20 protein-coding genes, 2 tRNA genes and 1 riboswitch are annotated in these 26,652 nt (G+C 66.4%); of the genes, 12 read left to right on the top strand and 10 right to left on the bottom strand.

Annotation, left to right across the window (positions count from 1 at the left end; translation table 11 throughout):
• Positions 1 to 68 precede the first annotated feature (68 nt).
• Complete coding sequence (locus tag ASF16_RS04825; protein ID WP_056163565.1) at positions 69 to 1,922, top strand: bifunctional UDP-sugar hydrolase/5'-nucleotidase; 1,854 nt, start codon at positions 69 to 71, stop codon at positions 1,920 to 1,922.
• 12 nt (positions 1,923 to 1,934) lie between these two features.
• Here the strand turns inward: ASF16_RS04825 and ASF16_RS04830 are convergent, their stop codons facing one another.
• The 4 genes from ASF16_RS04830 to ASF16_RS04845 all read right to left on the bottom strand — a co-directional run bounded on the left by ASF16_RS04830 (position 1,935) and on the right by ASF16_RS04845 (position 6,152).
• Complete coding sequence (locus tag ASF16_RS04830) at positions 1,935 to 2,837, bottom strand: DMT family transporter (RefSeq protein ID WP_056163568.1); 903 nt, start codon at positions 2,835 to 2,837, stop codon at positions 1,935 to 1,937.
• 443 nt (positions 2,838 to 3,280) lie between these two features.
• Positions 3,281 to 3,730 (bottom strand): transcriptional regulator NrdR, encoded by a 450-nt coding sequence (gene nrdR / locus ASF16_RS04835; RefSeq protein WP_056163571.1) that lies wholly within the window; start codon positions 3,728 to 3,730, stop codon positions 3,281 to 3,283.
• Positions 3,731 to 3,751: 21 nt separating this feature from the next.
• On the bottom strand, positions 3,752 to 4,996 hold the full coding sequence (gene glyA / locus ASF16_RS04840; protein WP_056163574.1) for a serine hydroxymethyltransferase: 1,245 nt from the start codon (positions 4,994 to 4,996) through the stop codon (positions 3,752 to 3,754).
• Between the two features lie 36 nt (positions 4,997 to 5,032).
• A riboswitch (ZMP/ZTP riboswitch) is annotated at positions 5,033 to 5,184 on the bottom strand.
• Positions 5,185 to 5,309: 125 nt separating this feature from the next.
• Positions 5,310 to 6,152, bottom strand: a complete 843-nt coding sequence (locus ASF16_RS04845) for a lytic transglycosylase domain-containing protein (protein WP_056163577.1) — start codon at positions 6,150 to 6,152, stop codon at positions 5,310 to 5,312.
• 1,155 nt (positions 6,153 to 7,307) lie between these two features.
• On the opposite strand from ASF16_RS04845, the gene ASF16_RS04850 reads away from it, so the two are divergent.
• A complete protein-coding gene (locus tag ASF16_RS04850; protein ID WP_056163579.1) occupies positions 7,308 to 10,124 on the top strand; it encodes a DUF349 domain-containing protein in 2,817 nt (938 codons plus the stop codon).
• Positions 10,125 to 10,172: 48 nt separating this feature from the next.
• Complete coding sequence (locus ASF16_RS04855) at positions 10,173 to 10,604, top strand: GNAT family acetyltransferase (RefSeq protein WP_369817113.1); 432 nt, start codon at positions 10,173 to 10,175, stop codon at positions 10,602 to 10,604.
• A gap of 185 nt (positions 10,605 to 10,789) precedes the next feature.
• On the opposite strand, the gene ASF16_RS04860 is transcribed toward ASF16_RS04855, so the two are convergent.
• Positions 10,790 to 10,874: transfer RNA gene (locus ASF16_RS04860), tRNA-Leu, on the bottom strand.
• Between the two features lie 385 nt (positions 10,875 to 11,259).
• Positions 11,260 to 11,344 (bottom strand) — tRNA-Leu (locus ASF16_RS04865).
• A 19-nt stretch (positions 11,345 to 11,363) separates the two neighbouring features.
• Between ASF16_RS04865 and rnr the strand changes: the two genes are divergently transcribed.
• A complete protein-coding gene (gene rnr, locus ASF16_RS04870) occupies positions 11,364 to 13,700 on the top strand; it encodes a ribonuclease R (protein ID WP_056163582.1) in 2,337 nt (778 codons plus the stop codon).
• A gap of 123 nt (positions 13,701 to 13,823) precedes the next feature.
• Here rnr and ASF16_RS04875 read toward each other — a convergent pair whose 3' ends face one another.
• Positions 13,824 to 14,861 (bottom strand): alpha/beta fold hydrolase, encoded by a 1,038-nt coding sequence (locus ASF16_RS04875; RefSeq protein ID WP_056163584.1) that lies wholly within the window; start codon positions 14,859 to 14,861, stop codon positions 13,824 to 13,826.
• Positions 14,862 to 15,015: 154 nt separating this feature from the next.
• On the opposite strand from ASF16_RS04875, the gene ASF16_RS04880 reads away from it, so the two are divergent.
• The gene (locus tag ASF16_RS04880) at positions 15,016 to 15,765 is read left to right on the top strand and encodes an AraC family transcriptional regulator (protein WP_056163587.1); all 750 of its coding nucleotides are present in this window, start codon (positions 15,016 to 15,018) and stop codon (positions 15,763 to 15,765) included.
• A 182-nt stretch (positions 15,766 to 15,947) separates the two neighbouring features.
• Here the strand turns inward: ASF16_RS04880 and ASF16_RS04885 are convergent, their stop codons facing one another.
• The 3 genes from ASF16_RS04885 to ASF16_RS04895 all read right to left on the bottom strand — a co-directional run bounded on the left by ASF16_RS04885 (position 15,948) and on the right by ASF16_RS04895 (position 20,347).
• Entirely contained in the window at positions 15,948 to 17,480 is a 1,533-nt protein-coding gene (locus ASF16_RS04885; protein ID WP_056163590.1) for a bifunctional ADP-dependent NAD(P)H-hydrate dehydratase/NAD(P)H-hydrate epimerase, read from the bottom strand.
• 251 nt (positions 17,481 to 17,731) lie between these two features.
• Positions 17,732 to 18,964, bottom strand: coding sequence for an FAD-dependent oxidoreductase (locus tag ASF16_RS04890; protein ID WP_056163593.1), 1,233 nt, complete (start codon positions 18,962 to 18,964; stop codon positions 17,732 to 17,734).
• A 48-nt stretch (positions 18,965 to 19,012) separates the two neighbouring features.
• Positions 19,013 to 20,347: an amidase gene (locus ASF16_RS04895; RefSeq protein WP_056163596.1), complete on the bottom strand. Its 1,335-nt coding sequence runs from the start codon at positions 20,345 to 20,347 to the stop codon at positions 19,013 to 19,015.
• Positions 20,348 to 20,584: 237 nt separating this feature from the next.
• On the opposite strand from ASF16_RS04895, the gene rpsB reads away from it, so the two are divergent.
• From rpsB to ispC, 7 genes are all read left to right on the top strand, one after another.
• A complete protein-coding gene (gene rpsB / locus ASF16_RS04900; protein ID WP_056163599.1) occupies positions 20,585 to 21,340 on the top strand; it encodes a 30S ribosomal protein S2 in 756 nt (251 codons plus the stop codon).
• A gap of 122 nt (positions 21,341 to 21,462) precedes the next feature.
• A complete protein-coding gene (gene tsf / locus ASF16_RS04905) occupies positions 21,463 to 22,392 on the top strand; it encodes a translation elongation factor Ts (RefSeq protein ID WP_056163602.1) in 930 nt (309 codons plus the stop codon).
• A gap of 65 nt (positions 22,393 to 22,457) precedes the next feature.
• Positions 22,458 to 23,180 carry a UMP kinase gene (gene pyrH / locus ASF16_RS04910; RefSeq protein ID WP_056163606.1) on the top strand — a complete coding sequence of 241 codons (723 nt, stop codon included), beginning with the start codon at positions 22,458 to 22,460 and terminating at the stop codon, positions 23,178 to 23,180.
• Between the two features lie 51 nt (positions 23,181 to 23,231).
• Positions 23,232 to 23,792: a ribosome recycling factor gene (frr, locus tag ASF16_RS04915; RefSeq protein ID WP_056163609.1), complete on the top strand. Its 561-nt coding sequence runs from the start codon at positions 23,232 to 23,234 to the stop codon at positions 23,790 to 23,792.
• Positions 23,793 to 23,825: 33 nt separating this feature from the next.
• The gene (gene uppS / locus ASF16_RS04920; protein ID WP_056163612.1) at positions 23,826 to 24,557 is read left to right on the top strand and encodes a polyprenyl diphosphate synthase; all 732 of its coding nucleotides are present in this window, start codon (positions 23,826 to 23,828) and stop codon (positions 24,555 to 24,557) included.
• Positions 24,558 to 24,584: 27 nt separating this feature from the next.
• Complete coding sequence (locus ASF16_RS04925; RefSeq protein ID WP_056163615.1) at positions 24,585 to 25,442, top strand: phosphatidate cytidylyltransferase; 858 nt, start codon at positions 24,585 to 24,587, stop codon at positions 25,440 to 25,442.
• Between the two features lie 2 nt (positions 25,443 to 25,444).
• Entirely contained in the window at positions 25,445 to 26,623 is a 1,179-nt protein-coding gene (ispC, locus tag ASF16_RS04930; protein WP_056163617.1) for a 1-deoxy-D-xylulose-5-phosphate reductoisomerase, read from the top strand.
• Positions 26,624 to 26,652 lie beyond the last annotated feature (29 nt).

Genomic DNA, 26,652 nt, shown 5'->3' on the forward strand with positions numbered 1-26,652 from the left:
ACCATGGCGGCTGGGCGTGCAGGAATGCGCGCCCTTTTTTTATTCGGTTGAGCAACAAAGGCACACCCATGCGCAGATTGAAGGCACAGGCATCCGTGGGGGCGGGATGGGCGCGCAGCGCTGCGGCGTGGGCGGCGGCAGGCGCTGCGGGCGCCTTGCTGGCGGGCTGCGGCACGGTGGCGCCCCCGCCGGGGCAGGCGGTGCCCGACCACATCGACATCACGCTCATCGGCTTCAACGACCTGCACGGCAACATGGAGCCGCCCCGCATGGCGCACACGGTGCAGACGGCGTCCGGGCCGGTGGAGGTGCCTGCGGGCGGCATGGCGTATTTCGCGAGCGCCATGGCCTCGCTGAAGTCCCGCAACCCGCACCACGCGGTGGTGTCGGCGGGCGACATGGTGGGCGCATCGCCCCTGGTGTCGTCGCTGTTCCTGGACGAGCCGACCATCGAGGCCGTCAACGCGATGCACATCGACTTCAACGCCGTGGGCAACCATGAGTTCGACCGCGGCTGGCGCGAGTTGCTGCGGCTGCAGCAAGGCGGCTGCGAGAAGTTCACCGTGCGCGAGCCCTGCCAGATCAGCCAGCCCTTTGCCGGCGCGCGCTTCGGCTTTCTGGCGGCCAACACCGTGCGGGTGGAAGACGGCCGCACGCTGCTGCCCGCCACCGGCATCAAGCGCTTCACGCAGGGCGGCGCCACGGTCACGCTGGGCGTGATCGGCCTGACCCTGCGCGCCACGCCCACCATGGTGAGCCCGTCCGGCGTGGCGGGCTTGCGCTTCGAGGACGAAGCGGACACGGCCAACGCGCTGATCCCGCAGCTCAAGGCCCAGGGCGCCGACGTGATCGCGGTGGTGATCCACGAAGGCGGCAACACCACCGCAGGCGTAGAGGCCACGAACTGTGCAGGCCTGTCGGGCGACATCGTGCCCATCCTGGAACGCCTGGACCCAGCGGTGGACGTAGTGGTCTCGGGTCACACGCACCAGGCCTATGTGTGCGACTACGGCACGGTGAACCCGGCCAAGCCCTTCCTTTTGACCAGCGCGGGCCAGTACGGCACGCTGCTCACCGACATCGCGCTGCGGGTGGACACCCGCACGCGCCGCGTGGTGAGCAAATCAGCGCGCAACGTCATCGTGCAGAGCGAGGCCTTCACCGGCAGCCAGGGGCGCGTGGACATGACGGCCGCGGTGCCGTCGTTCACGGCCGACCCGGTGGTGCAAAAGATCGTCGACACCTACCGCGCAGCCGCCGTGCCGCTGGCGCAGCGCCCGGTGGGGCAGGCGGCGGGGCCGATGCGGCGTGTGCCCACCCCATCGCTGGAGAGCACGCTGGGCAACCTGGTGGCCGACGCGCAACTGGCGGCCACGCAGGCGCCGGAGCAGGGCGGCGCGCAGCTGTCGTTCATGAACCCGGGCGGTCTGCGCGCCGACCTGGTGCCGGACGAACAGGGCCTGGTGCGCTACGGGCAGCTGTACGCGGTGCAGCCGTTCGGCAACCAGCTGGTGGTGAAGACCTTCACCGGCGCGCAGATCAAGGCGGTGCTGGAGCAGCAGTTTGCCAGCGGCACCAACACCGTCCAGCGGCCTCGCGTGCTGTCGGTGTCCGCAGGCTTTGCCTACCAGTTCGACCGGGCCCAGCCGCCCGGCGCGCGCGTCAGCCAGTTGGTGCTGCACGGAGTGCCGCTGCAGGACGACACCCCCGTGCGGGTGGTGATGAGCAGCTACCTGGACAGCGGCGGCGACAACTTCACCGTGCTGACCGAAGGCCGCGACCGCCTGGTGGGCGGGCTGGACCTGGATGCGCTCGAAGCGTACTTCCGCACGCAGAGCCCGGTGGCGGTGCCCGCCACAGACCGCATTCGGTCCGCCGCATCTACCGCACCGACAGCACCTGCCGCACCACCGGCGCGCTGAGGCGGGTGTCGGCTACCCCTTTCCAAGGCGCAGCGCGGCCAGCCAGCGCAGGGGGTTGAAGCCCGTCACCAGCCCGGTGGCCACCAGCACCAGCGCGCCGCCCCAGAGCATGCCGGGGCCCAGCGCCTCGCCCAGGAACACATGGCCCCAGGCCACGCCGAACAGCGGGATCATGAACGCCGAACTCATGGCCGCCACCGGCGACACCTGGGACAGCACGCGCAGGTTGAGCCAGTAGGCCAGGCCCGAGGTGAAAACGCCCATCACCACCACCGCCGCCACGGCACCGGTGGTAAAGCGTGCTTCGGGCAGGCTCCAGGCCGCGCCCGGCAGCAGCAGCACCAGCGCGGCGGCGTGGATGCCCGCCGCGATCGACAGGGGCGACATGCGCGTGGTGGCGCGCTTCATCCAGGTGGTGGAGATGCCATAGCAGGCCGACGCGACGATGCAACCCGCCGCAGCGATCAGCAGCGCGGGCGTGGGCTGCACCGGGCCCAGCTGCACGATCAGCGCCACGCCCGCAAAGCCGCACAGGCAGCCCAGCCACTTGCGCAGGCTCAGCGTGTCTTCCTTCATCCACGCAGCGGCCAGCACGCTGAACGGAACGGCCATGGTGTTGAGCAGCGAGCTGTAACCCGCTGGCAGATACAGGGCCGCCCACGAATACAGCAGAAAGGGCGCAGCGACCGTGAGCGTGCCCAGCCCCAGCAGCTCGCGCCAATGGCGCCACGGCCAGCGCTCGCCTGCCACGCGCATGATGCCGATCAGCGTGAGCGTGGCCAGGCCAATGCGCAGCGCCGCCATCACGTTGGGCCCGAGCACGGGGCTGGCGATGCGGATGAAGAGGAAGGAGGCGCCCCACAGGGCAGAGAGCAGCACCAGCTGCAGGAAGTGGCGGGATTTCACCGGGGGCATTGTCGGGCACTGCGCTGGGGCTGGCGGCACTGCTCAAGCGGTGGTTTGGGAAGAAAACGGGCTCTACCGCCCGACTGGTGAGCGCCAGTAGCTATTGAAAATATAGCAATTCAATGGTGGAGTGCGGTGTGCAAATAGCGGAGGTGCGACGCGACGTGCGGCATTCGACATGTAGTGGTCGATGTAGAAGCGATGCGCGCAACTGCCATGGGTACCGCTGCAGCAGGTGCAAGTTCCAAGGGGGCTTACAGCAGGGCGGGCCACCAGCAGCGGGTGGCCAGAGGCCGGTCAACAGGCGTACCAGACGGCTGAGGCCATCACAATAATGCCGCTATAAAAATAATAGCTACTGGCGCCCGTCAGATAAGCGGTAGCCGGTATTTTTGCCAATATTGTCGAAGAACAAGCCACGCCCAACCGGCCCGTGGTGAGCCAGTCGCGACTTACTTGCGGACCTCGTCCACCATCGCGCGGAAGTCGTCGATGTCCTCGAAGCTGCGGTACACGCTGGCAAAGCGGATGTACGCCACCTTGTCGAGCTTCTTGAGCTCGCGCATCACCAGCTCGCCGATGCGCGCGGACATGACTTCACGCTGGCCGAGGTTGAGCAGTTTTTCCTCGATGCGTTCGATGGCGCTGTCGATCTGCGTGGTGCTCACCGGGCGCTTGCGCAGCGCCAGGTTGAACGAGCCCTGCAGCTTGCCGCGCTCGTACTCGATGCGTCGGCCGTCCTTTTTCACGATGGCCGGGAAGCTGACTTCCGGCCGCTCGTAGGTCGTAAAGCGCTTGTCGCAGGCGCCGCACTGGCGGCGGCGCCGGATGAAGTCCCCGTCTTCAGACACCCGTGTTTCGACGACTTGCGTTTCGAGGTGGCTGCAGAAGGGGCACTTCATGGATGCGGATCAGCGTGATTTTTAACGGTAGACAGGGAAGCGGGCGGTCAGGGCGTTGACCTTCTCGCGCACGGCGGCGATGTTGGCTTCGTCGCGTGGGTTGTCCAGCACGTCGGCGATCAGGTTGGCCGTGATGCGTGCTTCTTCTTCCTTGAAGCCGCGCGTGGTCATGGCGGGGGTGCCAATGCGCACGCCGCTGGTCACCATCGGCTTTTCAGGGTCGTTGGGGATCGCGTTCTTGTTGATGGTCATGTGGGCGGCGCCCAGCACGGCCTCGGCTTCCTTGCCGGTGATGCCCTTGGCGCGCAGGTCGACCAGCATCACGTGGCTTTGCGTGCCGCCGGAGACGATGCGCAGGCCGCGTGCGGTCAGCGTCTCGGCCACCACCTTGGCGTTCTTCACCACCTGTTCCTGGTAGGCCTTGAAGTCGGGCTGCAGCGCTTCCTTGAAGGCCACGGCCTTGGCCGCGATCACGTGCATCAGCGGGCCGCCTTGCAGTCCGGGGAAGATGGCGCTGTTGATGGCCTTCTCGTGCTCGGCCTTCATCAGGATGATGCCGCCGCGCGGGCCGCGCAGGCTCTTGTGCGTGGTGCTGGTCACGACGTCGGCGTGGGGCACGGGGTTGGGGTACACACCCGCGGCGATCAGGCCGGCGTAGTGGGCCATGTCCACCATGAAGATCGCGCCCACGTCCTTGGCCACCTTGGCAAAGCGTGCAAAGTCGATGTGCAGGCTGTAGGCCGATGCACCGGCGATGATGAGCTTGGGTTTGGTTTCGTGGGCCTTCTTTTCCATCGCTTCGTAGTCGATGGCTTCGTTGGCGTCGAGCCCGTAGGAGACCACGTTGAACCACTTGCCCGACATGTTCAGCGGCATGCCGTGCGTCAGGTGGCCGCCTTCGGCCAGGCTCATGCCCATGATGGTGTCGCCGGGCTTGAGGAAGGCCAGGAACACGGCCTCGTTGGCAGACGCGCCGCAGTGAGGCTGCACGTTGGCTGCTTCGGCGCCGAAGATCTTCTTGACGCGGTCGATGGCCAGTTGCTCGGCCACGTCCACATGCTCGCAGCCACCGTAGTAGCGCTTGCCGGGGTAGCCTTCGGCGTACTTGTTGGTCAGCTGGGTGCCCTGCGCCCACATCACGGCGGGGGAGGCGTAGTTCTCGCTGGCGATCAGCTCGATGTGGTGCTCTTGGCGAGCGTTCTCGGCCTGGATGGCGGCAAAGACTTCGGGGTCGGCTTGTTCGACAAGAATATTGCGGTCGTACATTTTTTGGCAGTCCTATGAACTTGTGTCCCTTGAAACAAGGGCTGCCCAGGCGAACGGCTGAACGCGGCGGGCATGACACCCGTGCGGCACGCTCCCCAGTGGTTCACAAGAGGCCAGCCCTTGTCGGTTTCCACGTCAGCGGCAGTCCCGTACAGGAGCTGCGCCTATCGCCAGTTGCGTACCCCGCTAGTGTACTTGAGGTGAAGAGTCGGGTGGCATCGCCGGAGGGGGCAAGGTGCGATGCCCTGGCGCAAGAGCTATCGCAAGAAGCGCGCTGCGCGCAGCGCAGCCATCAAGAACCAGTGGCCTGCTATCACAGGTCGGCCAGCAGGGCCACCTTGTCGGCGCTCGGGGCCACGGGGGTCGTGGCGGGCGTGTTGGCGGCAGGCACCATCTGTGGTGTTGCCTGGGTCGACAGCATGGGCGGTGCCGTGGGCATGTTGCGGCCACCGGCCACCTGGCGCAGGCGGAAGTGTTCGGCCATCACCTTGGCGGCATAGCCACCGTCATCGGCCAGGTTGGCAGCACCCACGTAAAAACGCAGGCCGCCTTCCACCGAGCCAGCGCGGGCGATGCATTCCTGCAGCACCTTGACGCCCACGCGCAGATTGCTCACGGGGTCGAACGCGGCAAAGTGGCCACCGAAGTTCTGGTACTTGTCGGTGTGGATGTTGGTCATCACCTGCATCAGGCCCTGCGCGCCCACGGCGCTTTGCGCAAACGGGTTGAAGCTCGACTCGATGGCCATGATGGCCAGGATCAGCGTGGGGTCGATCTTGGCGCGGGCGCCGATGTCGTAGGCCTCGGCCACCAGCACGGCCAGCGGTTCGGGCGCCACGCGGTACTTCTTGCTCAGCCAGAAGGCGACGGCGGCCTGCTCCTTGGGCAGGTCCTTGGGGTTGCCCGCGGTGGCGCGCTCGCTCGCTTCGGGCTCGATGGGCATGCCGACCACTTCAACCTGGCGCGCCTGCAGCCAGTTCATGAGCTGCTCTTCGCCGGCCTGGCGCAGGTCGGGCCGCGCCGTGAGGGTGATGGCCACAAAGGCCACAGCCAGGCCGATGAGGGCGAAGCTGTTGTGGGTGATTTCAACGAAGCCTTCGGTCACGTCGGACACGAAGGTCCGTACGCCGGAGACTAACTTTCCTGACGCTGTCATAGCTCTTCCTTTCTGAAGCGCAGCAGGACAGGCGAGTAGGTCAGTCAGTGACTGAGCCTGCGCCTTTCCCGGCTATCGCCTGGATTGGTACGCCATCGATCCGGGGCCGCACGGTGGGGGAACGTGCTCTGGGCCCTGGTCGACTTAGCCGGGTTCGGCAGCGGGTTGGGGTTTTTACTAGCCCTGTTTTTGGGGCTGGCGGATTCTAGAAGTTCACTAAATACATAGTCAATACTAAGAAACGTATTTTATAGATTGATAAGTCATGAAAAACATGTGAAAAATCACAGGTTTCGGGTGTTTTTGGCTGCGCAGAGCACCATGTGGCGACATGGCTTGTTACAAGCCGATGTCAAATTCAATCGGGCGGGATGGCGCCATTGAGAATGCCGTTTGAGTTCGCTTCGCAACTTTGTTAAGGTTCACCTGCCTGTAGTTTTCAGGCATCGCCGGACGAAATAAGTCTCCCGCCGAAGGCATTCAGTGCCCCGGTGCAGCAGACAAAACTTCCATGGCACCCCCCTGGAGGCAATACCTTGCCTCCTCGCCTTGCGGACCTTCATCTCCGCTTTGCGACCGATGGCAAAGACCGTTGTGTCAGCCGTCAAGCCCGGCAGGCAGGCCTTTTTGGCACTGTCTGTCGGGCTTTCTTGTTGGGGCGTGCGTCTCGTTGATTTCTGAGTGACCTGTGCGCCTGTCACTGCGCCGTCGGCGGCTGCACTTGGGCTGCGTGGTGCGGGACGTGCGCACGTGCTGCACGCGTGGTACATGCAGCTCGTGGCGCCAGCAGATGCTCGCAATACATGGCGCTGTTTCAGTGCTTTGCGCGTGACAGCCCGGCCCGGTCCGCAGCTCACACTTTTTGCCCAATTCGTGCGGACGCTCCCTTGGCAATTGGGCATTGGCGTCTATATATAGATAATGGGGGCTGTCCCTGGTGGCGCGTGGCCACTGACAAGGCCCGCAGCGAGAGAAGTCCTGCCCCGAGCCTTGTGTCAGATCACATCTCGGGGCCTGGCGTGGTGCCCGCAAGGGCCCGAACCCAGAACCCGGTGAAAATAGCCCCTTTGTCGCCTCGGCTCGCATGCAGTGCGGTGGCCGTGGCAGGTCCTTTTGGCAGTGCGCCAGGGGACGCCCTTGTTATCCATTGGATCCATGTTTCCATTTTTTTCCCGCAGCAAAATGTCCGACGCACCTGACGTGAATCCGGCTCCGGCCAAAACCCATGAGCCCCATCCGCTGGATGCGCTGACCGGCGGCGCTTTTTCGGCCGCCACGTCTGGCGAGCGCGCCTCCCGCATCCGTGACTGGCTGGCCACGCAACCCGCGCCCGAGCAATTGCAAGAGGTGTTCAAGGAGCTGAGCGGGCGTGACAAGGGTGCGGCACGTGCCGTGCGCGAGCGCCTGGACGAAATCCGCCGCGCCAAGGGCCAGGAAGTCATCTCGGCCGAGTGGGCCGAGAAGGCCCAGGCCCTGCTGTCCGCACCCAAGCTCAACATCGCCGATGCGCTGGCATGGCAGCGCGATGCCGCCAAGGCAGGTGCGCCGCTGTCGCGCGAGCCGCTGTCGCTGCTCAAGGTGCAGGTGGCCGACCGCGTGAAGGTGATCGAAGATCTGCAGCACCGCGTACAGGTCCAGCGCGAGGCCGCTGTGTTGCTGGCCCAGCGCATCGAAGTGCTGTCCACCAAGCCCTGGCGCGACGCGCAGGCTGCGCTCGAACTGCTGCGTGCCGATGTGGCCCGCTGGCAGGAGCAGGCGCAGGAATTGACCGGCGACGCGAGCTGGGCCAGTGTGGAAGCGCGCTTCCCGCCGCTGCTCGATGCATCGCGCACTCAACTGTTGGTGGTGTGGGAGGCGTTCCAGCCGGCTCTGGCCCAGGCCGTGGCCGCCGCAGAAGACACCAACGCACCGCTGCCGCCGGTGCCCGTGTGGGCCGACGAACTGCGCGCTGCGCGTGGCCTGCCCACGGAAGCGGCTGCCGCTGCTGCAGCAGCAGCCAAGCCTGCCCGCGCGCCCAAGCCCAAGGTCGCCCCCGAGGTGGTCGAGAAGGCGACCCAGGCCGTGCGCACAGCGCTGGACACTCTGGAGAAAGAAACCGCAGAAGGCCATGGCAAAGCCAGCGCCGGTGCTGCCGCCGCGCTGCGTGCGGTGCTCAAGGTGCACGGCAAGCACATCGACAATGCGCTCGAACAACAGGTCCACACGGCCCTGGTGGCCGCTGGCGAGCTGGAAGGCTGGCAGCGCTGGAGCGCCGACCAGGTCCGTGAAGACCTGGTGGCCAAGGCCGAAGCGCTGCTCAACCGCCCCGACGGCCAGGCCCTGGGTGGCCGCAAGATGCAGGAAACCCTGCGCACCCTGCGCGAGCAGTGGAAGCAGGCAGACCAGGGCGGTGCGCCCAACCACGCGCTGTGGAAGAAGTTCGACGAAGCCTGCAACGCCGCGCACAAGGTCGTGGAAGCCTGGCTGGACAAGATCCGCTCGGAAGCCGCAGAGCACAAGGCCCAGCGCCTGGCACTGATCGAAGAGGTCAAGGCCTGGACGCAGGAGCACTCCACATCGGGCGACTGGAAGGCGATCAACCGCGCCCTGCATCAGTTCGGCGACCGCTGGCGCGAAGGCGGCCATGTGGGCGAGAAGCTGTTTGCCGAACTGCAACCGCTGTGGAAGCAGGCGATTTCAGGCGCTGCGGCACCGTTTGAGACTGCACAAAAGGACAGCCTGGCCCGCCGCCACGCCATGATCGACGAAGCGACGGCCCTGGGCGCTGCGCCCGCGCTGCGCATCGACGCGATCAAGGCGCTGCAGCAACGCTGGCAGGCCGAAGCGCAGACCGTGCCGCTGGATCGCAAGCACGAGCAAAAACTGTGGGATGCCTTCCGCAAGCCTATCGACGAAGCCTTCAACCGCAAGTCGGCCGACCGCGAGCGCTCGGTGACCGAGCTGAGCGCGCGCGACCGCGTGGTGCTCGATGCCTCCAAGGCGCTGGAAGCGGCCAACGCCACTGGCGATGCGCAGCAGATCCGCTCTGCCTTGCAGGCACTGGAAGCCGCCCTGCGCGGCCAGGCCCAGGCGGCAGAGGCGGCCAGCGCTGCCGCAAAGGCCGAACCATCCGCGGCCCCGGCGCCCGCGCCGGCAGATTCTGCCGAGCCAGCTGCAGGTGCTGTCGAACCAGTGGCTGGTGAGTCAGCAGCAGAAGGCGATGCCGCCGCTGCCGCCGCTGCCGCCGACGGCACGGACGCGGATGCATCGGCACCCGCGCCTGCTGCTCCGGTCGCTCCACCCAAGCCTGCGCGCCCCGTGGTGGCGGTGCGTGGCGATGACCGCCCCGGCATGAAGAAGGATGCGCCTGCAGCCCCCGGCCGCGGCGCGCGCCCGGGTGACCGCCGTGACGGCCGTCCTGGTGACCGCGATGCAGGCCGTGGTGCCCCGCGCAGTGATGGCCGCTTCGGTGGTGCAGAGCGGGGCGACCGCGGTGGCCGCTTTGGCGACCGCCCAGCATACGAAGACCGTGGCCCCCGTCTGGGTGACACCGCCTTCCGCGCCCAGCGCGATGCCATGGAACATGCGCAGCAGGCCCTGAAGAAGCTGGCAGCCCAAGCCCATGGCGAGGCGCTGACCCAGTTGATGACCGCGTGGGAAAAGCGCGATGCAGCCCTGGTGCCCAGCACCCAGGATCTGGGCTCCGGCGTGACCGCATCCGTGCGCAGCGCCTGGACGCAGGCCGTGTCGTCCGCACCCAAGGGCGAGGCTGGCGAGGCCCTGCTGCGCCTGGAGATGGCAGCCGACGCACCCACGCCGGCCGAGCACATCTCGGCGCGGCGCATGCTGCAGCTGCAATTGCTCACCCGCCGCAATGACCCGGCACCTGCGCAGACCTGGGGTCAGGACGCCGCGCGCGTGCTGGCAAGCCCGAGCGACGCAGGCAGCGCACGCCGCCTGCAGACCGTGCTCAAGACACTGCTGCGCAAGTAAATTGGCGCCAGCCAGCAGGTAATGGCCATGGCTGACGCGTTGCCGCCTGTGCGCATTCGTGCGTTCAGGGTGGCCGACGAGGCCGCCGCAGTCGCGCTATGGCGTGACTGCGGCCTGGTGCGTCCGTGGAACGATCCGCACAAGGATATTGCCCGCAAGCTGCTGGTGCAGCCCGAGCTTTTTCTGGTCGCCACCGTGGCGCACGACGGGGAAGATCGCCTGGTCGGAACCGCCATGGCCGGCTATGACGGACACCGGGGCTCGGTGTACTACCTGGCGGTGGCACCCGGTCACCAGCGCCTGGCGCTGGGGCGGCGGTTGATGGCAGAGGTTGAAGAGCGGTTGCTTGCCATGGGCTGCCCCAAGACCAATGTGCTGGCGCGCACCGGGAACGCCCAGGTGCTGGGCTTCTACGACAAGCTGGGCTACGAGCGCCACGAAGCGTTCAGCCTGGGCAAAAGACTGATCCCCGATATCTGAGAGCGTGTGGGCAGTTGGCGGTGCGCGCAGTGCTGCACTCAACTGGAAACTGACCTGCTGCGCCTGCGCTTTGAAGTAGGGCAGGCCGGTACTGCGCCGGACTCCGCGGCACTCACCAAAGATGCCGCGCACAAACCGTGCACAAACAAAAAAGCCGTTGCGAATGCAACGGCTTTTCATGTGTTTGGTGCCCAGGAGAGGACTCGAACCTCCACGATGTTACTCGCTAGTACCTGAAACTAGTGCGTCTACCAATTCCGCCACCTGGGCTTTCAGATCAGCCTCGAATTATAGGACAACAAATTGGGGTGCCGGATCAAATAGTGAAAATTTTTGAAAAATGTCTCCGACGCGTTCTGTGGGAGGCCTTTTGGGAATGCGGTGCGTAGAGAGAGCGAGGGAGAGGGTGTGTGCGCGGCACGACACGGCATTGCTTGGCGTAGTGACCGGAGTGTCGGGCAACGACGGGGCAAAGCCTCGCGCTTCGCGCCGTAGTGCGCAGCACGCTGTAGCCGACAACCCGATGATGCCGATCCAGGGACCGCACGTGACGGAAGTCGATGCGGGTCGCGGCGACTGGATCGGAAAATAAAAAAGCCGCTGTGGGTACAGCGGCTTCGATATTTTGAAAACCTTCACGGGTTCTCGTTAAACTTGGTGCCCAGGAGAGGACTCGAACCTCCACGATGTTACTCGCTAGTACCTGAAACTAGTGCGTCTACCAATTCCGCCACCTGGGCATTTCAGGAAAGACTAAGATTGTATATCAAAAAAACCACCCCCGGCGCGCAGTCCGCGCATTTGTCGGACGAGATTGAAGGCAGCGTGCAGGGGCACCGTGATGGACACGGTTTCGTCATCCGTGATGATGGCGAAGGCGACATCTATATCCCCCCCAACGAAATGCGCGCCGTCCTGCACAAGGACCGTGTGCGCGTGCGCATCGTGCGCCAGGACCGCCGCGGCCGTCCCGAAGGCCGCGTGGTCGAGATCATCGAACGCCCGCCGCAGCCCATCATTGGCCGCCTGCTGCAGGAAAGCGGCGTGTGGCTCGTCGCGCCGGAAGACAAGCGCTATGGCCAGGACGTATTGATCCCCAAGGGCGCCACGGGCGCTGCCAAACCCGGCCAGGTGGTCGTGGTCGAACTGACCGAGCCGCCCGCACTGTTCGGCCAGCCTGTCGGCCGCATCACCGAAGTGCTCGGTGAGGTGGACGACCCGGGCATGGAGATCGAGATCGCGGTGCGCAAGTACGGCGTGCCGCACGAGTTCTCGGCCGAGTGCCTGGCCCAGGCCAAGGAGCTGCCCGACAAGGTGCGTGCGCAGGACAAGAAGCGCCGCGTGGACCTGACCGACGTGCCCCTTGTCACCATCGACGGCGAAGACGCGCGCGACTTCGACGATGCCGTCTACTGCGAGCCTGCCAAGGTCGGCCGCAGCAAGGGCTGGCGCCTGCTGGTGGCCATTGCCGACGTGAGCAACTACGTGGAGACCGGCAGCGCCATCGACATCGATGCGTACGACCGCGCCACCAGCGTGTACTTTCCGCGCCGCGTGATCCCCATGCTGCCCGAGAAGCTCAGCAACGGCCTGTGTTCGCTCAACCCCGATGTGGAGCGCCTGTGCATGGTCTGCGACATGCTGGTCACGGCCAAGGGCGAGGTGCATGCGTACCAGTTCTATCCGGCCGTGATGCACAGCCACGCACGCTTCACCTACACCGAGGTGGCGGCCATCCTGGCCAACACCCGCGGCCCCGAGGCGAGCAAGCGCAAGGACCGGGTCAAGGACCTGCTCAACCTGCACGACGTGTACCGCGCGCTGCTGATTGCACGCCAGGCGCGCGGCGCGGTGGACTTTGAAACCACCGAGACGCAAATCGTCTGCGACGAGAACGGCCGCATCGAAAAGATCGTGCCGCGCACCCGCAATGATGCGCACAAGCTCATTGAAGAGGCCATGCTGGCCGCCAACGTATGCAGCGCTGACTTCATCGCGCAGGGCGGCCAGCCCGGCCTGTTCCGCGTGCACGAAGGCCCTACGCCCGAGAAGCAGGAAATCCTGCGCAACTACCTCAAGGCCATGGCCGTGGGCATGACCATCGGCGACGACCCCAAGCCGGGCGACTTCCAGGCGATTGCCACGGCGACCAAGGACCGCCCCGACGCGCAGCAGATCCACACCATGCTGCTGCGCTCCATGCAGCAGGCCATCTACACGCCCATCAACAGCGGCCACTTCGGTCTGGCGTTCGACGCGTACACCCACTTCACCAGCCCCATTCGGCGCTACCCTGACCTGCTGGTGCACCGCGTGATCAAGGCCATCCTGGCCAAGACGCAGTACAAGCTGCCATCGCTGCCCACACCGGGCGAGGCGCATGCCAAGCTGGCCAAGCGCCTGGCCTCCCGCGTCGCCGCGCCCGGCATGAAGCCGCGCAAGGACGTCAAACCGCCGAGCCGCGAAGTCCAGGCCTGGGAGGCCGCCGGCCTGCACTGCAGCGCCAACGAGCGCCGTGCCGACGAGGCCAGCCGCGACGTGGAAGCCTGGCTCAAGTGCAAGTACATGCGCGAGCACCTGGGCGAGGAGTTCAGCGGCGTGGTCAGTGCGGCCACCAGCTTCGGCATCTTCGTCACGCTGGACGCCATGTACGTCGAAGGCCTGGTGCACATCACCGAACTCGGTGGCGAGTACTACAAGTTCGACGAGGCGCGCCAGGAGCTGCGCGGCGAGCGCACCGGTATCCGCTATGCCATCGGCGCGCGGGTGCGGGTGCAGGTCAGCCGCGTGGACCTGGACGGCCGCAAGATCGACTTCCGCCTAGTGCGCGAAGGCGAAGAGCTGCTGGGCCGTGCGCTCAAGGACAAGGGTGTCGGCGGCGGTGGCCCTGGTGGTGGTGGCAGCGCGCGCAAGTCGGGCGGCCGGTCGGGCGGGCGCAAGGCTGACAAGGGCCCGGCCCCGTCGGCTACCGAGCAGGCGGGCCTGTCGCGGGAGCGTGCTGCACGCTCGCCGATCCAGTCCTTGAAAGCGTCGGTCAAGAGCGCCGTGGCCGGCAAGCAAAACAAGGCCAAGGCGCGCAAGCCGCGCCGCAGCTGACCGAGGCGGCGCTCGCCCGTGCCCACGGCTGCGTGCCTGGGCAACGGGCATCTGCCTGCCTGAGCTGGGTGCTCACTTATTGATAGCTGCTAGCGCTTGATGGACAAGCGGTAGCGGCTATTTTTATTTCAAGAAGCCGCCAGCCGCCCGGGCAGATTGGGCAGGCTGGACAGAATGAGCAGCCTCGGCCAGCGACCCCAGAAAACGGGCGTATCGCTGCGCTGTGTCTGCCGGTGCTTCCATCATGGGCAGGTGGCCGATGCCGGGCAGCGTTTCGGCCTTTGCCTGGGGCAGCAGTGTCTGCAGCCGCTGCAGCCCTGACGGGTCGAACACGCGGTCGCTGCCGCCCCACAGCGCAAGGGTGGGGTGGCGCTGCAACTGGTCCAGATGCTGCTCCAGCAGGTAGCGGTCCTTCAACTGCGCGTCCCACAGCCGGGTGTTGGATGCCGCGTTGCGCAAGGCATCCTGCTCGGAGGCCTGCAGGATGGGGTAGGGGAGAAAGGGGCGCTTTTCAAACACCAGCGCCATCATGGCGTCAAAGGCTGCCGCATCGTGCGCCACAAGGGGACGTTGCCCCGCGTCGATCAGCCGGTCCATCGCGCTGGGTTGTGGGGACCGGATGCCGTGCGGTGCACCGATGAAGGCCACGCTGGCCACGCGGTCCGGGTACTGCACCGCAAAAAGCGCGGCGATGGTGCCGCCCATGGAATTGCCCGCCAGGTGAACGCGCTCCAGACCCACAGCATCGAGCCACGCGGCCAGGCGCTGCGTGTGCGCGGCATAGTCGTACGGCTGATCGTCACGCCGGGTGCTCTCGCCAAAGCCGGGAATGTCGGGGGCAATCACCCGGTACTGACCGGTCAGGGGTCGCGCAAAATCCACCCAATGGTCCTTCTCCGCAAAAATGCCGTGCAGCAAGACGATGGGCATGCTGCCGTCGCGCGAGCCCTGCGGCGCGGGGGCTTGGGGCGTGCCGCTGTCCAGATAGTGCACGGTGTGCATCGCGGCGGTGATGGTCTTTTCTTCCATGCCCGACAGGCTGCGGTTCAGATGCAGCAACGGCTCCTTGAACAGCGACGGAGCACCGTAGTAGAGCGCGGGGGCGCTCATCAGGGCCAGGGTTGCTGCAGCAGTAGCAGAAAAGAAAGCGATGCGTTTCAAGAGTGGGTCTCCCTGAGGTGGTGTGTTCATGCTGCGGTGGCGCGGGCTGCGTGGGGGGGTGGGTGGAGCCACGCAGGTCCCCGGTACGTCATCGCGTCATGGCGGCCGGGCGAGGCTACCGAGAACACGCTCATAAAACTTGCAGGTTTGGGCTATGCCAGCGACCAACACACTGACTCTCTGCACTGACAAGGCGCTCTATGTGGGCGAGATTCCGGCCACGGGCTGGCATTGCCATGCGGCTCCGGTTCTGCTCATCGGCCTGTCGGGCCGGTTTGCGTTGCACTGGGGCGCCGGGCGGGCAGAGACGTGCCGCAGCGCGCTGGTGGCGGCGGGCGTCGAGCACGTGTTCGACCCGTGTGGCGAGACGGTGGCGTTGGTGTACCTAGAGCCCGACTCCCACGAGGCACGCAGCCTGCGACGACCGTTCGAGCAACTGGGCGGGGTGGTGCTGGATGTGGCGGTGCCTGTGGCGGCGCGCAGCACCATGGATACCTATCTGCGCCACTTCGACCTGCCCGCATTGCTGCCGTGCGTGGGCGGTGACCCGGGGCGGCCGCTGGATGCGCGGGTGGCGCGCAGCCTGCAGGCTTTGCGCCATCCCCCGCAGGAGCGCCGGGAGCGCATTGCACGCGCCGGGCTGGCCACTGGCGTGCAGCTGTCCACCTCGCGTTTCAACCACCTGTTTCGCGCCGAGATGGGCGTGAGCCTGCGCAGCTACCGGGTGTGGTCGCAGGTGCGGCTGGCCATGGCGGGCCTGGCCGTCAGCCCCCGCCTGACCGACGCGGCACTGCACGGCGAGTTTGCCGACTCGGCCCATTTCAGCCGCATGTTCCGACAGACCTTTGGCATGACGCCGTCGAGCGTGCTCAAGCCCTTGAGGCAAGTCACGCTGCTGGCGTGAGAGTCAGGCAGGCGCTGCACCCAGCAGCGCGCCCTGTGCACATGATGCTGGGGTCGAGGTAGAGGGATAGGTCGAAGTCAATGCAGGTCTGCGGCGGCCTGGGTTGCCTTGCGGCGCAGCTCACCCAAGGCAACGCGCGATGTTCGATGTCGATGTGTATCTGCTGCACGCAATGCGTTGCGTCAGCCGCCCAACCGCCGCGCCAGCGCGCTGGCGGTCAGTGCCTGGCCCGCAGGCCATGCATCCGCAGCCTGGCCGTGCAGGTAGACCGCTTCGCTGGCTGCGCGCAAAGCGCTGGCACCTGCGGCCAGGTGGGCCCCCACCATGCCGGCCAGCACATCGCCGGTGCCTGCCGTGGCCAGCCGGGCATTGCCGGTGGGGTTGATGGCCGGCGCCCGGTCCGCCGCCGCCACCACGGTGCCTGAGCCCTTGAGCACCGCCACACAGTTGAACTGGGCAGCCAGCTGGTGCGCCGCGGCCAGGCGGTCGGCCTGCACCTCGGCGGTGGACAGGCCCAGCAGCCGTGCGGCTTCGAGCGGGTGGGGCGTCAGCACCGTCGGCTGGCCGCGCTGGCCGCGTGCGACCACCAGCGCATGCAGCGCGGCATTGGGGGCGATGGCGTTGAGCGCATCGGCATCCAGCACCAGGCGCGCCGCGCGCTCGATGACGTCGGACAGCACGCGCTCCACCGCCTGGCCGCCGCCACAACCGCAGACGACGGTGAGTTGCTCCAGGTCCAGCGCTTCGAACCGGCGGAACATGAGTTCAGGCTGCTGCAGGTCCAGCTGCAGGTGCCCGTGGTCGAGCAGCGCGACCAGCACCCGGCCCGCCCCCGCATGCAGGGCCGCCGATGCCGCCAGCAGCGCCGCGCCGCCCATGCCCATGCCGCGGTCGGCCAGGCCCTCGCCACCCACCACGGCCACATCGCCGTAGCTGCCCTTGTGGCTGGCATGCGCGCGCGGCGTGGCCTGGGCGGGGCCCGACAGCCAGGCAGAGGGGGTTGCCTGGCCGATGTCCATGCCCAGGGTGTCCAGCCACACCTGCCCTGCCGCATCGCGCCCGGCGGCGGTGAACAGCCCGGGCTTCAGGGTGAGCAGGCTCAGTGTGTGGCGCGCGGGTGCAGTGTGGTGGGCGGCAGGCAGATGGTGCTCGGCCGCAGGCGCGAGGCCGCTGGCAAACTGGCCGGTGTCGGCATCCAGCCCGCTGGGCAGGTCGACGCATAGTACCGGCGCCGGGCTGGTGCGCAGTGCGTGCAGGCAGGCCAGCAGGCAAGGGTCCGGCACACGGCTGGGTGCGGTGGGTTTAGACGACACGCCGATGCCCAGTAGCGCATCGATGCACAGGTCTGCAGCCGTCATCTGCTCGGGCGGGCCATCGGCCCAGCACACGCCCGCATCGCGCGCCCGGTGCCACGACGCCAATGCGTCGGCGGGCGCGCGGTCGGGCTCGCCCAGCCAGGTCACCACCACCTGGCGGCCGCTGCGCTGCAGATGGACGGCGGCTTCCAGGCCGTCTCCGCCGTTGTTGCCCGGGCCGCAGGCGATCCACACCGTGCGGGCGTGTGGGGCAAGGGCCAGGGCCAGGCGGGCCACGGCAGCGCCCGCGCGTTGCATCAGCGTGTGCGGGGGCAGGGCGGCTGCAGCCGCGTGCTCGATGCGCCGGGTAGCGGCGGTGTTGAATAGCGGGTGGGGCTGGTGGGGCGCGATGCGGTGCATGGGGTGTGAGGCTGCGCGCCAGGTGCGGTCCGAGACCGCTGACGGCGCACTGCAATGCTGCAAGCTGTGGTGGCGGTCATTGTGCCCCTCGCGCGCCTCGTGCCCTGCGGGGGTAGGGGGGCTTCATGGTGTTGGTGGGGATCGAAAGATGCCGGCCTCAGCAGCCTGCCTGCCCGGCCGACGACGTTGCACAGCCTGCCGGTGCGCCAGGGGCAACGGCGCGCCGCGTGTGCTGCGGGCGCCGGGGCAGGTCAGAACCTGCGCATGCCCAGGCCGTCGAGGTTGATTTCGGGTTCGCGTTGCGCAACCAGATCGGCCACGGCCCGCGCGCTGCCGCAGGCCAGGGCCCATCCCCCGGCACCGTGGCCGGTGTTGAGCCACAGGCCCGGCAGGCCGCTGGCGCCCACCACCGGCGCGCCGTCGGGCAGCATGGTGCGGGCGCCGCGCCAGATCTGCAAGCTGGCGGACAGCTGTGCGCCGCCCGGAAACCAGTCGTTGAGCGTGCGGTACAGGCGCTGCAGCGTCGGTGTGTGGTGCTCGGCATTGGCACCCGCCAGCTCGGCGCCACCGGCGATGCGCACGCGCTGGCCCAGCCGGGTGATGCTGATCTGCTGGGCCATGTCCACCACGCTGGAGCGCGGGGCGTGGGTGTCTTCCCGCAGCGGCGCGCTGACCGAATAGCCGTACACGGCGGTCATCGGCAGGCCCAGGCCCAGCGCGGGCAGCAGCGCGGCAGAAGCCATGCCCGCGCACAGCACCACCGCGTCGAAGCGGTGCAGCTCGGCCTCGCCCTGCACGGTCACGCCGGTGGGGCTGCTGCTGACGCGGTTGATGCGGGTGCCGAACGCGAACTGCACGCCTGCGCCCTGCGTGCCCTGGCGCAGCAGCTGGGCAAACAGGCGGCAGTTGCCCGCCCAGGCGTCGGGCAGGTGGATGGCGCCGGCCAGCGGTGCTTCGGGCGACAGGCCGGGCTCGATCTTGCGTGCCGCATCGGCATCGATCTCGTGCACGGCCACGCCCGCATCGCGCAGCACCTGCAGCGCAGGCTGCAGCGCCTGGCGTTCGGCCTCGCTGCGCAGCAGCACCAGCCGGCCGTCGCAGGCTTCGAAGTCGAGTTCGTGTTGGGTGGCAATCGTCTTGAGCCGCGCCAGGCTGTACTGCGCCAGGCGTTCGAGGGCTGGGGCGGGGGCACTGTGCTGGCGGGCGGCGCTGCGCCAGCGCCACAGCCACGCCAGGTTGGCGCGCCCGATGCCGCCGGCCAGCCGCAGTGTGGCTTGGGCGCCCGTGAGCCGCAGCGCCTGGCCGAAGCCGGGCACGGCCCAGGGGTTCAGCACATGGGGGGCCAGCAGGCCGGCCGTGGCAAAGCTCGCCTCTTCGGCCGCAGCGCTGCGCTGTTCAAAGACGGTGACCTCGTGGCCGTCGCTGGCCAGTTCGTAGGCAGTGGTGACGCCGACAATGCCGGCGCCCACGATGGCAATCTTCATGAATATGCGGTTTTAGGCCGGTAGCGCTTGATAGGCAAGCGCTGACAGCTATTGTTTTTGTAGTATCTGCTCGATCTGCTGGCCGACATTGAGCACCGCATCATCCCGCAGCGCCCCGTGCCAGACCATGATGCCGACCGGGAGTTCCCCGGCCACGTGGCAGGGCAGCGAGAGCGCGCAGCCGTCCAGCAGGTTGATGGCGCTGGTGTTGCGCAGCAGCAGGTTGTTGACGCGAAAGAACTCGGTGTCGCGCTCGGCCCCGGGGGCCACGTCGGACAGCAGTGGCGCCACGATGGGCACGGTGGGCGACAGCAGGGCATCGTACCCGTCGATGGCATCCTGTATGCGCGCTATCCACTGCTGGCGCGCCTGCAGCAGGTCGATGTATTCCCAGGCCATCACCGTGGCGCCTTTTTCGATGCGCTGGCGCACCCGCGGGTCGTAACGCTCCGGCACCTGCTGGAGCAGGTCGCGGTGCCAGGCATAGGCTTCGGGCGCGGCAAAGCCGTAGGCGGGCTGCTCCTGCACGGCCGGCAGGTCGATGGTGTCAATGGTCGCCCCGGCCGCGCGCAGCGTGGAGAGGGTGCGCTCGAACGCCCGCGCCACGGTGGCGTCCATGCCGTCCAGGAACAGCGTGCGGGGCATGGCCAGGCGGTACTGCGATAGCGGTGCCTGGCTGCGCGTCACGCGCCGCGCGGCCAGTATTTCGTGCACCACGATGGCATCGCGCACCGTGCGGGTCAGTGCGCAGGCGGTGTCGAGCGTGGTGGACAGCGGCACGGCACCCGACGTCGGCACGAGCCGCGCCGTGTTCTTGAACCCCACGATGCCGTTGAGCGCCGCCGGAATGCGGATGGAGCCGCCGGTGTCCGACCCGAGGCCTATAAATGCCGCCCCCGTGGCCACCGAGACCCCGGCGCCTGACGAGGAGCCGCCCGGCACGCGCGGCGCGCCAGGCAGGGCGCCGTGGCGCGCGTCGAATGCCGCCGGAGTGCCGAAGTGCGGGTTCACACCCACGCCCGAAAAAGCGAACTCCACCATGTTCGTGCGGCCGATGACGGCGGCGCCCGCAGCCCGCAGCCGCGCCACCGCAGGGCTGTCCTGGGCGGCTGCCGGCGCCCCTGCCAACGCCGTGGAGCCGGCTGCCGTGGGCTGGCCTGCGATGTCGAACAGGTCCTTGACCGAGACCGCCAGGCCCGCCAAAGGCAGGCGGTCGATGCCAGGTTGCACCGCAGTGGTGCGTGCGGACTCGAAGTCCGTGCGCAGAAAGCTGTGGGTGTTGGCGGGTGCCAGCGCTGCGTCCATGCAGCGCTCGAGCTCGGCTGGAGCGGTGGCGGCGCCACCCTGCAGGCGGGCGCGGGTGGCGGTCAGGTCGGCAAACATGGGTATGCTAGAATCCTTGGGTTTTGCTGGGAGCAGTAGCGCGGGCAGGGCGGCAGTGCAGAGGGGGAATCGATGTCGAGTCGATTCGTTCAATGAAAGCACCGTAGCCGGCGCGTGTGGCAGCTTTCGCAAGACTAATCGCAAACCAGCCCTGTCAAGGTGTTGCGCTGCTGGTGCAAACGCACCGCATCGCAAGTATTGGGGCTGGATTTTAGACCCAACCTTTGGAGTATTTTTATGTCCGTTACCATGCGCGAAATGCTGGAAGCCGGTGTCCACTTCGGTCACCAAACCCGCTTCTGGAACCCCAAGATGGCCCCCTACATCTTCGGCCATCGCAACAAGATTCACATCATCAACCTGGAAAAGTCGCTGCCACTGTTCCAGGAAGCCCAAAAGTTCGCCAAGCAACTGGCTGCCAACCGCGGCACGATCATGATGGTCGGCACGAAGCGCCAAGCCCGTGAAATCCTGTCCACCGAAGCCCTGCGCGCAGGCGTGCCCTTCGTGGACCAGCGCTGGCTCGGCGGCATGCTGACCAACTTCAAGACGGTCAAGACCTCGATCAAGCGCCTCAAGGACATGAAGGCCCAGCAAGAAGCTGGCCTCGACAGCCTGAGCAAGAAGGAGCAACTGACGTTCTCCCGCGAAATCGCCAAGCTCGAAAAGGACATCGGCGGCATCCAGGACATGGCTGCTCTGCCAGACGCCATCTTCATCATCGACGTGGGCTTTCACAAGATCGCCGTGGCCGAAGCCAAGAAGCTGGGCATTCCGCTGATCGGTGTGGTCGATACGAACCACTCGCCTGAAGGCATCGACTACGTGATCCCCGGCAACGACGACTCGGCCAAGGCCGTGACGCTGTACGCCCGTGGTATCGCTGACGCGATCATCGAAGGCCGTGCCAACGCCGTGAACGAAGTGGTCAAGGCCGCTACGACGACCGAGAGCTCCGACGAGTTCGTGGAAGTGCAAGAAGCCGCCGCCTGATACCCGGCTGCGCGACTCGTCGCGAATGAAAGCGGGGCTCCTGGTTAGCCCCCTTTTTTTTAGGCTGAATCCAATCCGATCCGATCGATCAATCGATTGAACTGAACACTGAAGGAATAAAGATGGCTGCAATTACCGCAAGCATGGTCGCCGAACTGCGCGCCAAGACCGACGCTCCCATGATGGAATGCAAGAAGGCCCTGACGGAAGCCGAAGGCGACCTGGTCAAGGCTGAAGAGCTGCTGCGCGTCAAGCTGGGCACCAAGGCTGGCAAGGCCGCTTCGCGCGTCACCGCCGAAGGCGTGGTCGCCAGCTTCATCAACGGCGACGTGGGTGCGCTGGTCGAAGTCAACAGCGAAACCGACTTCGTGTCGAAGAACGACAGCTTCCTGGCCATGGCCAGCGCCGCTGCCAAGCTGGTGGCCGAGCACAACCCTGCCGACATCGAAGCCCTGGGCGCGCTGCCCTACGAGCAAGACAGCTTCGGCCCCACGCTCGAAGACGTACGCAAGGGCCTGATCGGCAAGATCGGCGAGAACATGTCGTTCCGCCGCTTCAAGCGCTTCAGCGGCTCCAACCTGGCGGCCTACCTGCACGGCTCGCGCATCGGTGTGGTGGTGGAGTTCGACGGCGACGCTGCTGCCGCCAAGGACGTTGCCATGCACGTGGCTGCCATGAAGCCTGTGTCCCTGACCAGCGCCGACGTGCCTGCCGACCTGATCGCCAAGGAGCGCTCGGTCGCTGAAGGCAAGGCCGACGAAGCCAACAAGGAGCTGGTCGCTGCCGGCAAGCCCGCGCAAAGCGCCGAAATCACTGCCAAGCGCATCGACGGCGCCGTGCAGAAGTACCTCAAGGAAGTCTCGCTGGCTGACCAGGTCTTCGTGAAGGCCGCCGATGGCAAGCAGACCGTGGCCCAGATGCTCAAGGCTGCCAACACCAACGTGAAGGGCTTCACGCTCTACGTCGTGGGTGAAGGCATCGAGAAGAAGGTCGACGACTTCGCCGCCGAAGTGGCCGCACAGGTCGCTGCTGCCAAGGCCGCTGCAGCCTGATCGGCTGTACCCAAGCCCTGCCCCCACACTCATTGCCGTACGTATTGCCACTGGAGAAAACACACATGTCCAACGCCGCACCAGCCCACAAGCGCATCCTGCTCAAGCTGTCTGGTGAGGCGCTGATGGGTGATGACTCCTTTGGCATCAACCGCGCCACTATCATTCGCATGGTGGAAGAGATTGCCGAAGTGACCCGCCTGGGCGTCCAGGTGGCCGTGGTGATCGGTGGGGGCAATATTTTCCGCGGTGTGGCGGGCGGCTCGGTCGGTATGGACCGGGCCACGGCCGATTACATGGGCATGCTGGCCACGGTGATGAACGCACTGGCCCTGGCCGACGCGATGGACAAGCAGGGCCTGGTGGCCCGCGTGATGTCCGCCATTGCCATCGAACAGGTGGTCGAGCCCTATGTGCGCCCCAAGGCGCTGCAGTACCTCGAAGAAGGCAAGGTCGTCGTCTTTGCCGCCGGCACCGGCAACCCCTTCTTCACCACCGACACGGCTGCGGCCCTGCGCGGTGCCGAGATCGGTGCCGAGCTGGTGCTCAAGGCCACCAAGGTGGACGGCGTTTATACTGCCGACCCCCAGAAGGACCCCACCGCCACGCGCTATACGAAGCTCAGCTTCGATGAGGCCATGTCCCGCAACCTGGGCATCATGGATGCCACGGCGTTTGCGCTGTGCCGCGACCAGAAGCTGCCGGTGCGTGTGTTCTCCATCATCAAGCACGGCGCCTTGAAGCGCGTGGTGATGGGTGAAGACGAAGGTACGCTGGTTTACGCTTGATGATTTGCCGCCGCGCTGTGCATTGCCGGTGACTGGCTAGAGGAGAACAACATGACGATTGCCGATATCAAGAAAAATGCAGAAACCAAGATGGACCAGTCCATCACGGCGTTCAAGAACAACCTGCAGAAGATCCGCACCGGCCGTGCCAATCCTGCATTGCTCGACTCGGTCCAGGTGGAGTACTACGGCTCTTTCGTGCCGCTGAGCCAGGTGGCCAACGTCTCCTTGATCGACTCGCGCACCATCAGCGTTCAGCCCTGGGAAAAGGGCATGGGTGCCAAGATCGAAAAGGCCATCCGCGAAAGCGACCTGGGTCTGAACCCTGCGTCCATGGGTGACCTGATCCGCGTGCCGATGCCGCCCATGAGCGAAGAGCGCCGCAAGGAAATGACCAAGCTGGCCCGCAACGAGGGCGAGAGCGCCAAGATCGCCGTGCGCAACCTGCGCCGCGATGCCAACGAATCGGTCAAGAAGCTGGTCAAGGACAAGCTGGCGTCCGAAGATGACCAAAAGCGCGCCGAAACCGACGTGCAGAAGTTCACCGACCGCCACATCGCCGAAGTCGATGCACTGGTGGCGGCCAAGGAACAGGAAATCATGGCGGTCTGAGTTCCCGTTACCAGGGTTCTCTGAACGTTTTGCATGTCTGAATCTCCGGTGGTGCCTCACCACATCGCCATCGTCATGGATGGCAACGGCCGCTGGGCCAAGCGCCGCTTTCTGCCGCGCCTGGCAGGCCACAAGCAAGGGGTTGATTCGCTGCGCCGCTGTGCGCGCGCCTGCGCGCAGCGCGGCGTTGCGGTGCTGACCGTCTTCGCTTTTTCTTCCGAAAACTGGAATCGCCCGGCCGATGAGGTGTCCGGCCTCATGGAGCTGCTGGCCATGGCGCTGGCGCGCGAGGTGCCCGAGCTGAAGAAGGACGGCGTGCGCTTGTACTTCGTGGGCGACCGCGCCGGCCTGTCGCCCAAGGTGCAGGCTGGCCTGGCCCAGGCAGAGGCCGCCACTGCTGGCAACGACCGCCTCATTCTGAACGTCTGCTTCAACTATGGCGGGCGCTGGGACATCGCGCAGGCGGCGGCGTCTTTGGCCGCGCGTGGAGAGCCCATCACCGAAGCCAGTCTGCAGGGTGCGATGGGCCTCGCCCACGTGCCAGACCCCGATCTCGTGATCCGCACCGGGGGTGAAATGCGGATCAGCAATTTTCTGCTGTGGCAGGCCGCATACTCCGAGTTCATCTTCAGTGACCGGCTGTGGCCGGATTTCGACGAGTCGGCGCTGGATGAGGCGATTGCAGCCTACAGTGGCCGCGAGCGCCGTTTTGGTAAAACCTCCGAACAGATCCTGTCCGCGCATCCCCAGTCGATGCCCGGTTGAGAACCTGAACGGGTTCTGAAAGGTCCCATGCTCAAACAGCGTGTCATCACAGCCCTGGTCCTGCTGGCCATCTTGTTGCCGGCTCTTTTTTATTCGTCCACCGTGCCGTTCACCGTCGTGGTGCTGGTGCTGATGGCCGCTGGTGCTTGGGAATGGGGCCGCCTGAGCGGTTTTGGCCAGGCAGGGTCGGTGGCCGTGGGTGCTGCATGCGTGGCCCTGTGCGCCGGCTCGTGGGCGCTCGGCTGGGTGGATCGTCCGCTCACGGGACTGTGGGTAGTGGGCGGCGGGCTGTGGGTGCTCTCGACCGCATGGCTGCTCAAGGAGGGCGTGCCGGGCTGGGCTCGCATTCCGTCCGCGGTGCGTCTGGTCGCTGGGGTGCTGGCGCTGTGGCTGGCCTGGCTTGCGGTGGTGCAGGCGCGCAACGTGGGCATCAACTTTTTACTGTCGGTGCTGCTGCTGGTGTGGGTTGCCGACATCTTTGCCTACTTTGCCGGCCGCGCGTTCGGTTTGCGTTTCAGCAAGGGCAAGCTCGCTCCGTCGATCAGCCCCGGCAAGAGCTGGGAAGGCGTGTGGGGCGGGCTGGCCGGCGTGGTGGTCATGGCCTTCATCTGGGTGGCGGCCGATGCCCACTGGCAAGCGGCGGTGCCGAGTTTCTACAGCCGCATGGCACAACAAGGCTGGTGGATGCTGGTGATCGCGGCACTGTTCATGGTCGCCATGAGTGTCTCGGGTGATCTGGTCGAATCGCTGATCAAGCGCAGCGCCGGTGTGAAGGACAGCAGCAACCTGCTGCCAGGACACGGCGGCGTGCTCGACCGTGTGGATGCCTTGCTGCCCACCTTGCCGCTGGCCATGATGCTCACGAGCCTGACGGCCACTATTTGATGATGAAACAACGACTCACGGTCCTGGGCTCCACAGGCTCCATCGGTACCAGCACGCTCGATGTGGTGGCCCGCCACCCGGACCGCTTCGAAGTATTTGCCCTGAGCGCAGCCACGCAGGTCGAGCTGATGCTGGCGCAGTGCGCGCAGTTCAAGCCCCGCTTCGCCGTGATGGCCAGCGAGCCGCATGCGCGGGAGCTGGCCGATAAATTGAAGGCCAATGGCCTCCCCACGCAGGTCCTGCAAGCGGCAGATGCTCTTGAAACGATAGCGTCACATCCTGAGGTGGACGCCGTCATGGCGGCGATCGTGGGCGCTGCAGGTTTGTCGCCGTGCCTCGCGGCGGCCCGCGCTGGCAAGCGCCTGCTGCTGGCCAACAAGGAGGCCTTGGTGGTCGGCGGCGGGTTGTTCATGCAGACCGTGAAGCAGGGCGGGGCCACGCTGCTGCCGATCGACAGCGAGCATTCGGCCATCTTCCAGTGCCTGCCAGAAGACCCCGCCACCTGGCCAGACCGGGTGGACAGCATCCTGCTGACTGCATCAGGCGGGCCCTTCCGCCAACGCGACCCCGCCACGCTGTCAGAGATCACGCCGGCCCAGGCCTGCGCGCACCCCAATTTCTCGATGGGGCGCAAGATTTCGGTGGACTCCGCCACCATGATGAACAAGGCGCTCGAAGTGATCGAGGCGCGCTGGTTGTTCGACCTGCACCCGGACCAGATCAAGGTGGTGATCCATCCGCAGCAGATCATTCATTCGATGGTGCAGTTCAAGGATGCATCGATCCTGGCCCAGCTGGGCACGCCCGACATGCGCGTACCCATCGCCTGCGGCCTGGCCTGGCCCGAGCGCATTGCCAGCGGAGCGAGCCGGCTCGATTTTTCCACGCTGTCTGCGCTGGCCTTCGAGGATGCCGACGCCATCCGCTTCCCCGGTTTGCACCTGTCCTGGCAGGCGCTCAAGGCCGCAGAAGGGACCACAGCCGTCCTCAATGCCGCCAACGAGGTCGCTGTAGGGGCATTTCTGCAGGGGCGGCTGCGGTTTGATCGTATCCACGCGGTAAATCTTGCAACTTTGGATGCGGTGTCGCCCTCCAAGCCAGATTCACTGGCTGCGCTGCTGGACCTGGACGCCCAGGCTCGCCATGCTGCCGAACATGCGGCAGTCCGCATGGCGGCCTGAGCGCCTCCCCAGAGATTTACGGAAACCCC

It is taken from the genome of Acidovorax sp. Leaf78 (assembly GCF_001422735.1).
In the GTDB taxonomy this organism is placed as follows: Bacteria; Pseudomonadota; Gammaproteobacteria; order Burkholderiales; family Burkholderiaceae_C; genus Acidovorax.

Bases quoted from the DNA above. Each gene is read 5' to 3' on its own strand.
- pyrH (WP_056163606.1), top strand. From the start codon at position 22,458: ATGTCCAACGCCGCACCAGCCCACAAGCGCATCCTGCTCAAGCTGTCT.
- glyA (WP_056163574.1), bottom strand. From the start codon at position 4,996: ATGTACGACCGCAATATTCTTGTCGAACAAGCCGACCCCGAAGTCTTT.
- ispC (WP_056163617.1), top strand. From the start codon at position 25,445: ATGAAACAACGACTCACGGTCCTGGGCTCCACAGGCTCCATCGGTACC.
- ASF16_RS04845 (WP_056163577.1), bottom strand. From the start codon at position 6,152: ATGACAGCGTCAGGAAAGTTAGTCTCCGGCGTACGGACCTTCGTGTCC.
- ASF16_RS04830 (WP_056163568.1), bottom strand. From the start codon at position 2,837: ATGCCCCCGGTGAAATCCCGCCACTTCCTGCAGCTGGTGCTGCTCTCT.
- ASF16_RS04825 (WP_056163565.1), top strand. From the start codon at position 69: ATGCGCAGATTGAAGGCACAGGCATCCGTGGGGGCGGGATGGGCGCGC.
- ASF16_RS04880 (WP_056163587.1), top strand. From the start codon at position 15,016: ATGCCAGCGACCAACACACTGACTCTCTGCACTGACAAGGCGCTCTAT.
- ASF16_RS04925 (WP_056163615.1), top strand. From the start codon at position 24,585: ATGCTCAAACAGCGTGTCATCACAGCCCTGGTCCTGCTGGCCATCTTG.
- ASF16_RS04895 (WP_056163596.1), bottom strand. From the start codon at position 20,347: ATGTTTGCCGACCTGACCGCCACCCGCGCCCGCCTGCAGGGTGGCGCC.
- tsf (WP_056163602.1), top strand. From the start codon at position 21,463: ATGGCTGCAATTACCGCAAGCATGGTCGCCGAACTGCGCGCCAAGACC.
- ASF16_RS04890 (WP_056163593.1), bottom strand. From the start codon at position 18,964: ATGAAGATTGCCATCGTGGGCGCCGGCATTGTCGGCGTCACCACTGCC.
- rpsB (WP_056163599.1), top strand. From the start codon at position 20,585: ATGTCCGTTACCATGCGCGAAATGCTGGAAGCCGGTGTCCACTTCGGT.
- ASF16_RS04885 (WP_056163590.1), bottom strand. From the start codon at position 17,480: ATGCACCGCATCGCGCCCCACCAGCCCCACCCGCTATTCAACACCGCC.
- nrdR (WP_056163571.1), bottom strand. From the start codon at position 3,730: ATGAAGTGCCCCTTCTGCAGCCACCTCGAAACGCAAGTCGTCGAAACA.
- uppS (WP_056163612.1), top strand. From the start codon at position 23,826: ATGTCTGAATCTCCGGTGGTGCCTCACCACATCGCCATCGTCATGGAT.
- ASF16_RS04850 (WP_056163579.1), top strand. From the start codon at position 7,308: ATGTTTCCATTTTTTTCCCGCAGCAAAATGTCCGACGCACCTGACGTG.
- frr (WP_056163609.1), top strand. From the start codon at position 23,232: ATGACGATTGCCGATATCAAGAAAAATGCAGAAACCAAGATGGACCAG.